This window comes from Blastococcus aurantiacus (assembly GCF_900102425.1).
Taxonomy (GTDB): Bacteria; Actinomycetota; Actinomycetes; order Mycobacteriales; family Geodermatophilaceae; genus Blastococcus; species Blastococcus aurantiacus.
On sequence record NZ_FNBT01000001.1, the window covers coordinates 577,840 to 592,437 of the forward strand.

Below are 14,598 nucleotides of genomic sequence, written 5' to 3' on the forward strand. Positions count from 1 at the left end.
GCGCGCGCATAATGGGCGGCCGCCCCGACCGGCGCTCCCTCCCGGGATGTAGTGCACGTCCGACCGAAAGCGGCACGACTTGTCGACAGCTCCGACCGCGGGCACCCCCGACTCCGGGATCGCCGCGGAGCAGCCCTACGTGACCGCGCTGTTCGACCGGCTGGACGAGGTGCGCGAGCGCAGCGTGGGCCGGCTCGCCGACGCGCTCGCCCTGGTGCCGCACAACCCGCAGGCGGTCGGCGAGCGCGAGGCCTCCGTCGAGCTGCACAGCCGGCGCATCGTCGCCCTCGACGCCGCCGAGAGCGGCCTGGTCTTCGGGCGCCTGGACCGGCACGACTCCGGGACGCCGCGGTACATCGGCCGGATCGGGCTGTTCGCCGACGGCGCCGACGAGCCGCTGCTGGTCGACTGGCGGGCACCGGCCGCCCAGCCCTTCTACACGGCGACACCGCTGCACGACCAGGGCGTGCGGCGGCGCCGGCACATCCGCACCCGAGGCCGCACGGTCGTCAGCGTCGCCGACGAGACCCTCGACATCAGCGCGGCGGCCCTCGAGGGCGGCGGCAGCGAGCGCGGTGGGCTGGCCGGCGAGTCGGTGCTCCTCGCCGCGCTCAACGCCTCGCGCACCGGCCGGATGACCGACATCGTCCGCACCATCCAGGCCGAGCAGGACCGGATCATCCGCGCCGACGTCCGCGGCGTGCTGGTGGTGCAGGGCGGTCCGGGCACCGGGAAGACCGCCGTCGCGCTGCACCGCGCCGCCTACCTGCTCTACACGCACCGCGAGCGGCTGGCCCGCAGCGGTCTGCTCGTCGTCGGCCCCTCCCCGACCTTCCTCACCTACATCGCCGACGTGCTGCCCTCCCTCGGCGAGACCGGCGTCGTCCTCGCCGACCTCGGCGGACTGCGCCCCGGCCTGCAGGCGCACGCCCCGGAGGCGCCGGAGGTGGCCGAGGTCAAGGGCCGGCTGGCGATGGCCGACGTCGTCGCCGCGGCCGTGAAGCAGCGTCAGGCGGTGCTGGACCGCCCCGCCGAGATCACCATCGACGGCATCACGGTGCGGTTCACCAAGGCCGACGCCGCCCGCGTGCGCAGCCGCGCCCGGTCGGCGTCCCGCGTGCACAACGAGGCCCGCCCCGCCGCCGCGCGGACGGTGATCGAGCTGATCGCCCGCAAGTACGCGGACAAGCTGGGCGAGAACGTGCTCGGCGGGGCCAACCTGCTCGACCAGGGGGACGTCGCGGCGCTCCGCCGCGAGGTCTCGGCCGAGCCCGCCGTGCACGCCCTGATCGACCGGCTCTGGCCGCGGCTGACCGCCGAGCGGGTGCTGCGCGAACTCTTCGCGTCCCGCCGGCAGCTCGACGCCGTCGCGACCGGCCTCACCGAGGCGGAGCGGGGGCTGCTGCACCGCCCCCCGTCCTCGCCGTGGACACCGGCCGACGTCCCGCTGCTGGAGGAGGTCGACGAGCTGCTCGGCATCGACGAGTCCGCGCAGCGCCGGGCCGAGGAGCGCGACCGGCAGCGCCGGCTCCGCGACGCCCAGGAGACCCTCGACATGCTGCACGGGTCCCGCTCGACGGACGCCGAGACCGAGGACGAGGCCGAGGAGCTGCTGGCCGGCGACCTGCTCGACGCCGAGGGGCTGGCGCAGCGGCAGGAGGAGACCGACTACCGCAGCACCGCCGAGCGGGCGGCGGCCGACCGCACCTGGACCTACGGGCACATCATCGTCGACGAGGCGCAGGAGCTCTCGGCGATGGCCTGGCGGCTGCTGGTGCGCCGCTGCCCCACCCGCTCGATGACGGTGGTCGGCGACGTCGCCCAGACCAGCACGCTCGCCGGGGCCACCAGCTGGGCGGAGGTGCTCGAGCCGCACCTGGGCCGCGGGTGGCAGCTGGAGGAGCTCACCGTCAACTACCGCACCCCGGCCGAGATCATGGCCGTGGCCGCCGAGGTGCTCGCCGCGACCGGGGCGCCCGCCTCCGCCGCGACCTCGGTCCGCTCGACCGGGGTGCAGCCCTGGGCCCAGCGGGCCGACGGGGACGAGCTGGCCGACGCCGTCGCCGAGGCCGCGCTCGAGCTGGACAAGGAGGAGGGCACGCTCGGCGTGCTGGTGCCGCACAGCCGGCTGGACGCCGTCCGCGCCGCCGTCGCCGCGAGGCTTCCCGCCGACCCCGGCCGCGCCGACGCCCCGGTCGTGCTGCCCCCGGAGGGCGCCAAGGGCCTGGAGTTCGACTCGGTGCTCGTGGTGGACCCGGCCGCGATCGTGAGCGAGGGCGTGCGCGGCTGGAACGACCTGTACGTGGTGCTCACCCGCGCGACCCAGCGGCTCGGCGTCCTGCACCCCGGCGACCTGCCGGCCGAGCTGTCCGGGCTCGAACAGCGCTCCTAGCGGACGTCGAGGAGGACGCCGCTGTCCGGCCGGGCCGGGATGCGATGCAGCGCGATGGCGAGGTCCTGCTCGGGTGCGTCGAACTGGAGGCGAGCCAGCCGGACGGCGAGCGCGGACAGGAGGGCCACCGTCAGCTGCTCGCCCGGGCAGCGGTGGTTGGTGCGCGGATCCCCCCCGCCCTGCGGCACGAGCTCGAACTCGCCGATCTCCCGGCCGAGGAACCGCTCCGGGCGGAACTCGTAGGGGTCGGGCCAGAGGTCGGCGTCGTGGTTCTGGCCGTAGAGGTCCAGCAGCACCACCGAGTTCTTCGGGATCCGCTCGCCGTCGTACGACGTCTCCTGCGGCGCGCGACCACCGATGAACGGTGCGAACGGGTAGTAGCGGCGCACCTCGTGCGCCCAGGCCTCGGCGAAGGACGGGTCGCCGGAGGCCAGCCGGTCGCGGTACTCCGGCCAGCGGATGAGCGCGTGGCCGGAGAAGGCCATGAACCAGGCGACGGCGGTGGTCGGCCGGATGATGTTGAGCAGCTCGACCGCGGCCACGCGCGGGTCCAGCTGCTCGCCGTCGGCGTCGGTGTGCCGGGCGACGACGTCGACCGCACTGCCCTCGGGCACGGTCGCCGTCCCGCTGCGCACGTCGGTCACCAGCTGGGACAGCCAGGCCTCGCGCCGCCCGCGCGCCTTCCGCGCCCGCCAGTGCCGGGGGCCGCCGGTCGCGAAGCCGTCGACCATCGACACCAGGTCGCGGGCCAGGGCGGGCACCTCGTCGTCGGGGATCGGCACGCCGGCCCAGCGGCAGACCGTGCCCGCGATGACCTGCGCGGACTCGTCGTGCAGCACGATGCGGCGGCCGTGCCAGCCCGCGGCGGCGTCGTCCCAGGCGGAGGTGGCCTGCTCCACCAGCGCTGCGATGCCGTCCTCGCGCATGAGCAGCGCGACGAACATCGCCTTGCGCACGCGGTGCATCTCGCCGTCCAGGGTGTGCACGGCACCCTTGCCGAACAGCGTGCCCTGCACCGGCTCGGGGATGGCGTGCGCCCGGCGGACGTGGTCCTCGTCGTAGAGGAAGCGCGCGGCGTCGGGACCCTCGATGCCGAGCACCTTGAGGCCGCCCAGCCGGGTCGGGACCGTGCGCCGGCCCAGCTGCCGCCGCTTGTCGGGCAGCCAACCGTACCCCCGGGTCAGGAACTGCAGACCGTTCTCGAGTCGCGCCATGCCTGGGCGGTTTCCCCGGTGGTCGCCGCCGCAACCGCGGTCAGTCCCCCCGCTGCAGCCCCAGCCGGCGCAGCAGCGCCGCCACCTGCCGGCCGGCGCCGGAGGACCCGTCGTCGGGCACGAGGTCGGCGACGGTCGCCAGGGCGTCGGCCAGGGCGCGCTCCTCCTCGTCGAGCAGCCCCCGGTAGGCGGGGTCGAGCAGGTAGCCGTTGGGCGGTGTGGACAGGCAGCCGATGAGGTCCAGCAGCACCTCCAGGCGCCGGGCCGCCTCCGCTGCCGGGACGTCGTCGTCGGCCATGGCGACGGTCTCCACGTCCCGCTCCCACAGGCGGGCGCGCGCCACGTCCCGCCGCAGGGTCAGCACCGTGCCGCTGCGGTGCACGCGGCCGGACCCCTCCAGCCGCAGGGCGCTGCGCACCTCGTGGGCGATCCGGATGAGGTCGTCGTCGAGCATCGAGGTGCCCACGAAGAGCACGTGCCGGGTGAGCAGCAGCGAGTGCAGCACCCCGGCCAGGGCTGCCCGGGAGTCGCCGTGGCGCAGGTACTCCTCGCGGGTCAGCACGATGCTCTCGGGGCGGGCGGCGTCCCCGTGCAGCTTGAGCAGCCACGGTGCCCCGGGCCGGGCCTCCTCGAAGGGCAGCACGCGGAGGCTGCGGCCCATGTCGGCGGCCGCCTGCTCCAGCAGCGGGTCGTAGTTGGTGGTGACGAACTCCTGCACGGGCAGGTCGGCGATCAGCGCGTGGGCCAGCGCGTACGGCCCGGGCCCGAACCGCTCCTTGACGTAGGCCTCCAGCGCCTCGTTGCCCAGCTCACGGGCCAGCAGCGCCGCGGAGTCCTGCGGCGGCAGCCCGGTCAGCCCGGCCCGCACCTCGTCGTCCAGCCCGGTGCGCCCGGCCAGCTCGTCGACCAGCTGTTCCCACGTCGGCAGCCCCGCCGCCGCGCTGACCCCCGCGCCGAGGAAGACGGCCAGCTGACCGCGGCCGGCCCGGTCCCCCAGCTGCCGGGCCAGCTCCTGCAGGTGCTCCGGCAGGTCCCAGCCGCCGTCCTCGCCGCGTCGCACCCGCTGCGCCGCGGCCAGGTCGCTGGGCCGCTTGAGCACCAGGGCCACGTCGAAGCCGTGCTCGTGCGCGGCCTCGCGGAGCACCGGCAGCAGCTGCTGCAGCAGCGCGCCGCGCATGCCGGCGGCGCCGCCCCAGCCGGTACCCAGCGCCGGGAGCCCCACCAGCCGGCGCGCCCGTCCGTGCGCCGGTTCGGGCACCGCTCGTCGCGCGACCGCGTCCAGCGCCTCGCGGGCGCCCTCCAGCAGCCAGGGCAGCCCGCGGCCCTCGTCGTCCACCGTGTCGACGAGCCAGGTCCGCCGGGCGCCGTCCCCCGGGACCTCCAGCACCCGCTCGCCGGCCTCCCACGCCAGCCCCACGCACGCTCCGGCGTCGTCGGCGTCGGAGACCAGCTCGGCGGGCAGCAGCGGGCACCAGCCCGGCGAGACCCGCAGGCTGCGTCCGGTCGGCACCAGGACGTCGTCGCAGGACAGGCGGGTGAGGTCTGCACCCACCACGAAGACGTGTCCGCTCACGTCCTGCCCCTACCCGCCGGGCCGCCCCGACGACACGGTTCCGTGCCGGACCCTCCGGCGCTCAGGCGCCGCAGCCACCCGCTCCGCAGGCGCAGCCGCCGCACCCACCGCCGGTCGGCGCGGGTGCCGGCTGGGCGGCGACCGCGCGCAGGTTCACCGCGCTGACCAGCACCGGCACCGCCAGGACGGCGACGGCCAGGGCGGCCACCACCGTCGCGGCGTCGGCCGCGCGGTCCCAGTCCTTCGCGACGCCGGTGACGACCAGCAGGCCGGTGACCAGCACGCCCCACACGAGCAACGCCTGACCGGCGCGGCGGGCGGTGCCGCTGCGGGTGAGCAGCGCCAGCGCACCGCCCAGGAGCAGCACCGGCACCCCCACCAGCAGCACGCGGGCGGCCGCGACGCCGGACACCAGCGCGATGACGAGCGCCGCCACGCCGGCGACGGCGGCCACCGAACCGAGGGTCCGGGCGCGGCCGGCCAGCTCGCCGTCCAGGCCCGGCGCGCTGCGCAGCAGCACGCCGCCGCGGACCGCGAGGAAAAGACCCAGCGCGCCGAGGAGCAGCCGTGCGCCGCCGTCGGACCACGCGATCGACATCCCGGCGACGACGAGCATCGCCACGCCCAGCGCGAGCCACTGCGGCCACGCCCGTCGGGCGACCTCGCGGGTCGGCTGGGCGGTCAGGACGGTTCCGGCGCTCGACACGCCTCCAGTGTCCCTCACCCGTGCGGGCACGGCGGCAGGCACCGCACCCACATGCGTGCCACGCTGAGGCGTTGATCTTCTTCTCCGATCGAGGTGGGCCATGAGCGAGCAGCGTTCGACCCGTGCAGTGCTGGGGGCCGCCGACGGCGACGGCCTCGAGAACCTGGCCCGCGTGGGGCTGGTGTCCTACGGGGTCGTGCACCTGCTGGTGGCGTGGCTGGCCCTCCAGCTGGCCTGGGGCACGAGCAGCGAGTCGGCCGACCAGTCGGGCGCGCTCTCGACCGTGGCCGAGTCGCCGGTCGGCAAGCCGCTGCTCTGGATCATCGCCCTCGGGCTCATCGCTCTGGCGGTGTGGCAGGCGCTGGAGGTGCTGCGCTGGCGCTCCGGCTGGTCGGCGTCCGGTGACGCCCGCAGCAAGGCGGTGAAGAAGTCGGCGAAGGCCGTGGCCAAGGCGATCGTCTACGCCGCGCTGGCCGTGCTGGCCATCCGCTTCGCCACCGGCGGCGGCGGGTCCAGTTCCCAGCAGCAGCAGAGCACGGCGGCCGGCGTCTTCGGCTGGCCGGCCGGGCGGTGGCTGGTGGGCGCCGCCGGGCTCGTGCTCATCGGCGTGGGCATCTACCACGTCTACAAGGGCGTCACGAAGCACTTCCTCAAGGAGATCGACCTGGCCGAAGCCCCGCCGACGGCCACCCGGCTGGTCACCCGGCTCGGACAGGTCGGCTACCCCGGCAAGGGCGTCGCGCTGGGCGTCGTGGGCGGTCTGCTGGTGCACGCGGCGGTCACCTTCGACCCGGCCGACGCGAGCGGCCTCGACGGCGCGCTGCGGACGATCCTCGAGGCGCCGTTCGGCCAGTTCCTGCTGACGCTGGTCGCGCTGGGCATCGCCGCGTTCGGGACGTACCTCTTCGTGCGCGCCCGCTACCCCGAGCGCACCTGACCGCATCGAACCCCGCCGGGCGGCCGGCCGGGTCGCCGTGGACGACGACGTCCCGCACGATCAGCGGGTGCCGTCCGCCCGCGTCCTGCTCGATCGGGTGCACGCCGCCGTCGAGCAGGCGCGCGAGGTCACCGACCACCCGGTGCTCCGGCACCTGGCCCGCGTCGGCCTGATCGCCTACGGCGCGATGCACCTGCTCATCGCCGTCCTGGCCGCCCGCATGGCGCTGGGCCTGCGGGGTGCCGACGCCGACCAGACCGGCGCGCTGCAGCTCGTCGGCTCCGGGCCGGGGGGCCGCGCGCTGCTGTGGCTCATCGGCCTGGGTCTGCTCTGCCTCGGGCTCTGGCAGGCCGCCGAGGTGCTGCTGTGGTGGCGCGGCTTGCTCGATCCCGCCCGGCGGCGGCGCGCGGCGGTCGTGTGCGTGAAGTGCCTGGCCAAGGGCGGCGTGTACGCGTTCTTCGGTGTCACGGCGCTGCTGTTCGCCCTGGGCCTGGAGTACGAGGCCGACGAGCGGCTGCCCGAGCTCACCGACGAGGTGCTGGAGATCCCGGGCGGCGAGGCGGCGGTGTACCTCGTCGCCGCGGGGGTGGTCGCCGTCGGCCTCTACACCCTGGCCCGCGGGTTCACCGGCGGCTTCATGAAGGACGTCGACCTGCCCGCCGCCCCCGACCGGTGGGAGCCGGTCATCGAGGGCATCGGCCGGGTCGGCTACGTCGCCAAGGGCATCGCGTTCGGGCTGGTCGGCGTCCTGCTGTGGCGTGCGGCCAGCTCGGCCGACGTCACTGACGCCACCGGCCTGGACGGCGCCATGACGGCGATCGCCGGGGTGGACGCCGGCCCCTGGCTGCTGGCCGGGATCGCGGTCGGGTTCGCGGCGTTCGGGGTCTACGCCCTCGCCCGCGCGCGGTACCCCGACCGCGATCCGTCGGAGTGAGGTGGTTCGACGGCCCCCTTCAGGGCCCCGCCCCGAGCGCGCGACGGGTGGGGGGAAGGGGGTCCTTCAGTTGCGCGGGCCGCCGGCCACGTAGACGACCTGGCCGGAGATGAACCCCGCGCCCTCGCTCACGAAGAACGAGACGGTGTGCGCGATGTCCTCGGGGATGCCGGCGCGGGCGACCGGGATCGCGGCCGCGCGCTTGGCCACGTAGGACTCCCACTCCTCGCCGATGCGCTCGGCGGTGGCCTTGGTCATCTCGGTCTGGATGAACCCGGGGGCGATCGAGTTGGCGGTGACGCCGAACTTGCCGAGCTCGATGGCGAGGGTCTTGGTGAAGCCCTGGAGCCCGGCCTTGGCCGTGGCGTAGTTGGCCTGGCCGCGGTTGCCCAGTGCCGAGGTGCTGGACAGGTTCACGATCCGGCCCCACTTGGCCTCGATCATGTGCTTCTGGGCGGCGCGGGTCATGAGGAACGAGCCACGCAGGTGCACGTTCATGACGACGTCCCAGTCGGCGTCGCTCATCTTGAACAGCAGGTTGTCGCGGGTGACGCCGGCGTTGTTGACCAGCACGACCGGCGGGCCGAGCTCCGCGGCGATGCGGTCGACGGCGGCCTGCACCTGCTCGGCGTCGCTGACGTCGGCGCCCACGGCCAGGGCCTTCCCGCCGGCGGACTCGATGGCGGACACCGTGTCGGCGCAGTCGTCGGCCTTCAGGTCCAGGACGGCGACGGCGAAGCCGTCCTGCGCCAGCCGCTGGGCGGTGGCCGCCCCGATGCCGCGCGCAGCGCCGGTGACGATCGCGACCTTGCTCATGTCGTGCTCCTCTTCGTCAGGGGGGGGTTCAGGCGACGCGCTCGAACACCGCGGCCAGGCCCTGCCCGCCGCCGATGCACATCGTCTCCAGCCCGTACCGGGCCTCTCGCCGGTCCATCTCGCGCAGCAGCGTGGCGAGGATGCGGCCGCCGGTCGCGCCCACCGGGTGACCGAGGGAGATGCCGGAGCCGTTGACGTTCGTCCGCTCCCAGTCCTTCTCGGTGAACTCCCACTCGCGGGCGACGGCGAGGACCTGGCTGGCGAAGGCCTCGTTGAGCTCGACGAGGTCGATCTGGGCCAGGCTCAGCCCGGCGATCGCCAGCGCCTTGGCCGTCGCCGGCACGGGGCCGATGCCCATGGTGCGCGGCGGGACGCCGGCCACGCTCCACGAGACGAGCCTGGCCAGCGGGCGCAGGCCCAGCTCGGCGGCCTTCTCCGGCGTGGTCACGATGCAGACCGCCGCGCCGTCGTTCTGGCCGCTGGCGTTGCCGGCGGTGACGGTGGCCTCGTCGTCGGCCTTGCCCATGATCGGGCGGAGGCGGGCGAGGGTCTCGACGTTCGCCTCCGGCCGGATGTGCTCGTCGCGGTCGACGACGGTGTCGCCCTTCCGGCCCTTGACGGTGACGGGCACGATCTCGTCGGCGAACCGGCCGGCCTCGACGGCGGCGGCGGCGCGCTGGTGGCTGCGCACCGCGTACTCGTCCTGCTCCTCGCGCCCGATCTTGTACTCGCGGCGCAGGTTCTCCGCGGTCTCGATCATCCCGCCGGGCACCGGGTGGTTGACGCCACCGGCCGTGACGCGGCCGCGGACCAGACCGTCCTCCAGGAGGACGCCGGTGCCGGCCCGCACGCCCCAGCGCATCGCGGTAGAGAAGAACGGCGCGTTGCTCATCGACTCCGCGCCGCCGGCCAGGACCAGGTCGGAGGCGCCCGACTGCACCTGCATGGCGGCGTTGACGACGGCCTGCAGGCCCGAGCCGCAGCGCCGGTCGATCTGCACACCGGAGGCGGTGACCGGGAGCCCCGCGTCCAGCGCCGCGACGCGGCCGATCGCCGGCGCGTCCATGGTCGGGTAGCAGTGGCCCAGCAGCACGTCCTCGACCGCCTCGGGCGGGAGGCCGGTGCGCTCGATCAGCGCCCGGATGACCGTCGCGGCGAGCTCCTGGACCGGGACGTCGCGCAGGGAGCCGCCGAAGCCGCCCACCGGGGTTCGCAGGGGCTCGCAGATGACCGCATCTCGCACGGGGTTCCTCCAGGTAGGTCCGCGGCCCTCCGAGCGGCCGGCGCACGTCGTGGGAAGTGTGCCCGGCGGCACAGCTGGGCCTGCAGGCACCCTCCCACGCGCCGGTCACGCGGGCGCGGTGGGCTACCGGAGGACGGGCGGAACGCCCGGGATGCTCAGCGGGAGATCAGGCGACGCTCTGGTCGCCGGTCCTGGGATCGACCTGCTCGGCGCCCAGGAGCCGCCAGAGGCCGGTGATCTGGAGCGGGCGCACGACGGCGCGCGAGGAGGCGAGGACGCGCATGGGGACCTGGCGCTCACGGGCCCGGCGGTGCACCGAGGCCAGGACGCACAACCCGGCGGAGTCGAGGAAGGTGACGGCGCACAGGTCGATGACCAGCTCGTCGAGCGATCCCTCGAGCACGCCGTCCAGGTGGCGCTCGAAGACGGGCGAGGAGGAGGAGTCGATCTCACCGGTGGCGATGACCCGCACGGTGCGACCGAGCGCGACGACGTCGACGCGGACCAGATCGGTGACGGGGGGTTCTGCGAATGATGCGGCCATGGTGGGCCTCTCGGGCGGTTGGTACCGAAAACCCGGAGCGGCGATCGCACGTGCCCGGTAGGGGCGGCACGTCAGAACCGAAGCGCAGGTAACGGCTTGCTGTTGAACCGCCACCCACAAGGTAGGAGCAGGGGCCCCCTCCTGGCAAGGGCGCGGGGTCGGGAGGCCGTCCACGCGCGGTGACCGGCGGGCGGATACTGGGCCGGTGACGACGAAGGCGAAGCGCGCACCACGGGTCGTCGGCACGGTGCTCGCGGCGATCGTCGCCGTCGCCCTCATCGCCTGGGCCTTCGCCGAGCTCGACGTGGTCGTCGCCGCGGCCGTCGCCACCGTGCTGGTCACCGCCGTGGGCATCACCGTCGCCGCCAGCGGCTGGGACCAGCACTCCACGTACGAGGAGCGGGAGCTCGCGCGCGCCCGGCGGCGCCAGGAGAAGTGGGACCGGAACAAGGACGCACGCGAGCGGGACCGCCTCAAGTGGGAGGCGCACCGCGCACGCCAGGCCGGCCGCCCGGACAGCGGCGCGTAAACCGCTCGACGGCTCTCCGACCGGTTCGTACGCTGCCGGGCATGCGTCACTCAGTGCGCCTGCGCACCTCCTGAGATCCGGGCCGGAGCTCTCTCCAGGCCCTTTCCGAGCCGTCGCGCTCCGCCGCACCCGGCCCAGTCCCGTGCGGCCGCGGTGACCGACGTCCGCTCCCGGTCACCGCCTCCTCTCCCCCGTCCGCCGGGCGCCGTGCTGCCCGCGGACGCCCGCACCGCCTCACCTGGAGGTCCCCTTGTCACGCCCGAGTTCCCCACTCGTCGGCCCTGCAGCCGATGCCCGCGCCGGCCTGCCCGAGTCCGAGACCGCCGCGTTCGACCGGCTCGCCTCCGCCGTGCTGGCCTCCGCGTCGGCGCCGCTGGGGCCGTTGCTGCGCGCCCAGCTGCCCGGCACCGCCGGTGTCCAGTGGCTGCGGCACGAGGGACTGCCGCCGACCGCCCGCCCGACGGCCCTCACCAGTGCCCAGTGGCGATCGCTGTTCGACTGCTGGACCCGGACGTCACGGGCGCCCCGCCCGGGAGCTCCGCGACCGGGACGCGGCGGCCGGCCGTCGACGCACGGCCACGCCCCCGGAGCCGCCGCCATCCCCCGCTGGGGCCAGTAAAAGGACCCCCTCCCTCTCCCCGCTCGCACGCTCGCGGCGAGCCTCCGGAGGGGGCCGCGTCAATCCTCGATCGAGTCCTCGGCCGCCAGGTCGGAGGCTCGATCGGGGTGCGCGAACACCTCGGCCAGGGCCTGGCGCAGCTCCCAACGACCGGTCCGCCACGCCAGTGCCCGGCCGAGCGAGTCCGGGCTACCGTCGACCAGGTCCGGCTCCCCCGGCCACCACCGCAACGGCGTCCCGCCGACGGCGAGGCACTCGTCCACCGCGACCTCACCGGGCAGCTCGTCCAGGTCGAGCCGGGCGGCCGCCAGGTCCGCGCCCGGCAGCTCCACCCAGCGCCGGGCGGCCCCCGGGACCCCGGGCCCGGACGCCCTGACGACCTCCGAGGCCAGCGGCAGGTCCAGCAGGTCGGCCACCGCCACCGCCAGGCCCCCGGCCGGGACGACGTCGGTTCGCACCAGTGGCTGCAACCACGGCTGGTCCAGGACGACGGCGTCGGCCGAGACCCGGTCGGGAGCCACCCGCACCCGCTGCGGCGGCTCGACGTCCACGCCGTCCAGGGCCCGGGCCAGCTGCGCGTACACCGTCCGGAGCACGGACCACCGCACCGTGCGGGTGCCGTCGCCGAGGCGCTCCAGCAGGTGCAGGGCGCCGTCCACGTCGGCCACCACGTCGGCCACGGTCGCAGGCGGCCGGAGCAGGTCGAGCAGCCGCGGCGCCACGTCCGCCGGTTCGTACAGTCCCTGCAACGGCCCTGGTCCGGGCCGGCGCAGCCGGTCGGGGCGCTGCCCGTCGAGGACAGGACGGGTGGACAGCCACCAGCGCAGGTAGCCCGGCACCGCCACCCCGTCCAGCGCGACGTCGTCCCACGTCCCGGTGGGCAGTGCGGCCAGCAGCCGCAGCGCGGCCGGCCAGTCGGTCACCAGCTCGAGGTCCCGGACGGCGGTCACGACCGGCCACGCAGGCGGCGGCGCGCCGGCGGGCAGCCGGTCGAGCGCGGTGTCGATCCAGTCGTCGGCGCCGTCGACGTCGAGCTCCTCCGGGTCCTCCGCGGAGGCGACGGCGAAGGTCCCCAGGACACCGACGCGACGCAGCGCCCCGGCGTCCGCCGTCGCGGCGAAGGCGGCGTCGAGCGCGCCGAGCGAGCCCGGCTCCAGGACGTCGGCCAGCCCGGAGCCGGGCAGCAGCAACTCGCCCGCGGGCGCCCACCCGCCGTCGGCGTCGGGCAGGGCCAGCTCGGCGAGCCAGGGCACGCCCTCGGCCGCCGGGCCCGCGGCGGCGACCAGGGCGAGCACCGCATCGGCGAGGTCGGCCGGATCCGGCGCACCGGCGACCACGTCCTCCACCGCCTCCAGCGACCCCTCCACCGCGACGCGGACAGCGGGGTCGGCCAGCACCGCGGCGGGCGTCGCCGGTCGGGCGGCGAGTCGCTCCAGGAGCCGGCGGGCCGCCGGCGGCGCCACCGCCTCGGGGTCGGCCAGGCGCAGCCCGAGCGGGGACAGCCGGGCGACCGGCAGCCCCTCCCCCGGCAGCAGCACGCCGGCCGGCCCGTGGGCGGTCCGGCCGTCGGCCAGGGGCACCGGGAGGGCACCGAGCTCCTCGCGGTCGGCCCCGTCCAGCGCCGCGTAGAGCCGGGCCCACCAGCCCGGCGGCCGGTCCACCCCGCGCACCGCCTCGACCGCCTCGGCGATCCCGGTGCGCCGGACGCCCAGCGCCGCTCGTGCCGCCTCGCCCGAGCGCGACGACCACGCGTGCGGCAGCAGGTCGGGCAGCACACCGATGAGCGCCGCGATCCGCTCCGGGGAGGCGTCGGCCAGGACCACGGCCCGCGACGGCGGGATCCGGGCGTCCTCCCCGGCCTCGGGCAGCCACGCGGTGACGCGCAGCCGGTCGAGGACCGCGGCGCACACGGCGGCGTCGAGGTCCGCCCCCGCCAGCCGGAGCCGCGGGACGAGCGCCAGTAGCACGGGATCGGGCGGCAGCTCGGCCAGGAGCGCGGCGAGGACGTCGGCGGCCGCGGCCACGAGCACGTCGGTGACCGGGCCGGGGAGCACGTGCCGACGGTCGGCCGCCAGTGGGAAGGGCGCGATCAGGCGCAGCGGCAGGCTCAGGGGCTCGTCGCTCGGCGTGGGCGCGTGCACGACCTGCCGGCCGGGCAGCGGCACGGGCACGCCGTCGTCGTCGACCGGCACCGCCCAGGTGAGCGTCCAGGCCCGCCGTGCCCGCTCCTCGACCGGCCGGCCCGCGAGCAGCTCCGCGGACAGCTCACCGGTCCCGGTCGCGACCGCCCAACGGGTGACGACGTCGCCGTCGGTGAGTCGCAGCAGCGGCGGCGCGCCCGCCCGCGCCAGCACACGGCGGGAGCCGTCGAGGACCACCTCGATCCGCTCCAGCCCGGGGAGCGCGAGCAGCAACTCGGCGCGCAGGCCGGTCAGCGCCGCGGCGACGTCGTCCCGGGTGCCCGGCAGCAGCGGGAGGACCACCTCGGTGTCGAACCTCTCCGGCGGTGCGCCGTCGGCGGGCTCGGGGAGCCGCAGGACGGGGACGGCGCCGTCCCGACTGGCCAGCTCGGCGGCGAGATCGGGCACCCCGGCGACCGCCGCCCGGGTGCGCGCGGCGCTGAACCGCACCCCGCCGGTCCGCGAGAGGACGGCCGGCTCGTCGGTCACCGCCAGCACCGCGGCGAACCCGACGCCGAAGCGGCCGACGCTCGCCGGGTCGTCGCGCTTGGCCGAGGCGCGCAGGGACGCGAGCCCCTGGACTCCTGCCGCGTCCAGCGGTGCGCCGGTGTTCGCCGCGCGCAGCACCGGCTCGCCCCCGCCGGTCAGCTCCAGGCGCAGCCGTCCCGGTGTGCCGGCCCGCCGGGCGGCGTCGGCGGCGTTCTGCGCCAGCTCGACCAGCAGCCGGTCGCGGTACCCGCCGCGGACCAGGTCCTCCTCGGCGTTGGCGTCCTCGCGGAAGCGCGCCGGGGAGTCGGTCCACGCGGCGAGCACACGGCGGCGCAGCTCCGCGGTGCCGAAGGGATCGGCGACGAGCGGGCTCCCCATGAGGCGCGACCCTAGAGTCCCGCCCGACCCCTCCGGGTGACTCC

At 76.1% G+C, this 14,598-nt stretch carries 12 protein-coding genes; 5 read left to right on the forward strand and 7 right to left on the reverse strand.

Going from position 1 to position 14,598, the window contains the following annotated elements:
• The first annotated feature begins 79 nt into the window (after positions 1 to 79).
• Entirely contained in the window at positions 80 to 2,392 is a 2,313-nt protein-coding gene (locus tag BLS70_RS02700) for a helicase domain-containing protein (protein ID WP_255362187.1), read from the forward strand.
• Here BLS70_RS02700 and BLS70_RS02705 read toward each other — a convergent pair.
• The 3 genes from BLS70_RS02705 to BLS70_RS02715 form a co-directional block, all read right to left on the reverse strand.
• Positions 2,389 to 3,606, reverse strand: a complete 1,218-nt coding sequence (locus BLS70_RS02705; RefSeq protein WP_091763930.1) for a cytochrome P450 — start codon at positions 3,604 to 3,606, stop codon at positions 2,389 to 2,391. The two genes, BLS70_RS02700 and BLS70_RS02705, sit on opposite strands and share 4 nt — an antisense overlap.
• 40 nt (positions 3,607 to 3,646) lie before the next feature.
• Entirely contained in the window at positions 3,647 to 5,179 is a 1,533-nt protein-coding gene (locus tag BLS70_RS02710; protein WP_091763931.1) for an SIR2 family NAD-dependent protein deacylase, read from the reverse strand.
• 61 nt (positions 5,180 to 5,240) lie between these two features.
• Positions 5,241 to 5,885 (reverse strand): hypothetical protein, encoded by a 645-nt coding sequence (locus BLS70_RS02715; RefSeq protein WP_091763932.1) that lies wholly within the window; start codon positions 5,883 to 5,885, stop codon positions 5,241 to 5,243.
• Positions 5,886 to 5,985: 100 nt separating this feature from the next.
• On the opposite strand from BLS70_RS02715, the gene BLS70_RS02720 reads away from it, so the two are divergent.
• Complete coding sequence (locus BLS70_RS02720) at positions 5,986 to 6,822, forward strand: DUF1206 domain-containing protein (RefSeq protein ID WP_091763933.1); 837 nt, start codon at positions 5,986 to 5,988, stop codon at positions 6,820 to 6,822.
• 67 nt (positions 6,823 to 6,889) lie between these two features.
• Positions 6,890 to 7,756, forward strand: coding sequence for a DUF1206 domain-containing protein (locus BLS70_RS02725; protein ID WP_091764221.1), 867 nt, complete (start codon positions 6,890 to 6,892; stop codon positions 7,754 to 7,756).
• Positions 7,757 to 7,822: 66 nt separating this feature from the next.
• Here the strand turns inward: BLS70_RS02725 and fabG are convergent, their stop codons facing one another.
• The 3 genes from fabG to BLS70_RS20660 form a co-directional block, all read right to left on the reverse strand.
• Positions 7,823 to 8,572 carry a 3-oxoacyl-ACP reductase FabG gene (fabG, locus tag BLS70_RS02730; RefSeq protein ID WP_091763934.1) on the reverse strand — a complete coding sequence of 250 codons (750 nt, stop codon included), beginning with the start codon at positions 8,570 to 8,572 and terminating at the stop codon, positions 7,823 to 7,825.
• A gap of 28 nt (positions 8,573 to 8,600) precedes the next feature.
• A complete protein-coding gene (locus tag BLS70_RS02735) occupies positions 8,601 to 9,815 on the reverse strand; it encodes an acetyl-CoA C-acetyltransferase (protein WP_091763935.1) in 1,215 nt (404 codons plus the stop codon).
• Positions 9,816 to 9,981: 166 nt separating this feature from the next.
• A complete protein-coding gene (locus tag BLS70_RS20660; protein ID WP_176946252.1) occupies positions 9,982 to 10,359 on the reverse strand; it encodes an STAS domain-containing protein in 378 nt (125 codons plus the stop codon).
• 205 nt (positions 10,360 to 10,564) lie between these two features.
• Between BLS70_RS20660 and BLS70_RS20665 the strand changes: the two genes are divergently transcribed.
• Together BLS70_RS20665 and BLS70_RS02750 are read left to right on the forward strand one after the other, a co-directional pair.
• Complete coding sequence (locus BLS70_RS20665) at positions 10,565 to 10,888, forward strand: hypothetical protein (RefSeq protein ID WP_176946253.1); 324 nt, start codon at positions 10,565 to 10,567, stop codon at positions 10,886 to 10,888.
• Positions 10,889 to 11,138: 250 nt separating this feature from the next.
• Complete coding sequence (locus BLS70_RS02750) at positions 11,139 to 11,507, forward strand: hypothetical protein (RefSeq protein WP_091763938.1); 369 nt, start codon at positions 11,139 to 11,141, stop codon at positions 11,505 to 11,507.
• A gap of 59 nt (positions 11,508 to 11,566) precedes the next feature.
• Here the strand turns inward: BLS70_RS02750 and BLS70_RS02755 are convergent, their stop codons facing one another.
• A complete protein-coding gene (locus tag BLS70_RS02755) occupies positions 11,567 to 14,554 on the reverse strand; it encodes a sacsin N-terminal ATP-binding-like domain-containing protein (protein WP_091763939.1) in 2,988 nt (995 codons plus the stop codon).
• Positions 14,555 to 14,598 lie beyond the last annotated feature (44 nt).

Excerpts from the sequence above, each read along its gene's own strand:
- BLS70_RS02705 (WP_091763930.1), bottom strand. The coding sequence starts at position 3,606 with ATGGCGCGACTCGAGAACGGTCTGCAGTTCCTGACCCGGGGGTACGGT.
- BLS70_RS02720 (WP_091763933.1), top strand. The coding sequence starts at position 5,986 with ATGAGCGAGCAGCGTTCGACCCGTGCAGTGCTGGGGGCCGCCGACGGC.
- BLS70_RS02755 (WP_091763939.1), bottom strand. The coding sequence starts at position 14,554 with ATGGGGAGCCCGCTCGTCGCCGATCCCTTCGGCACCGCGGAGCTGCGC.
- fabG (WP_091763934.1), bottom strand. The coding sequence starts at position 8,572 with ATGAGCAAGGTCGCGATCGTCACCGGCGCTGCGCGCGGCATCGGGGCG.
- BLS70_RS20660 (WP_176946252.1), bottom strand. The coding sequence starts at position 10,359 with ATGGCCGCATCATTCGCAGAACCCCCCGTCACCGATCTGGTCCGCGTC.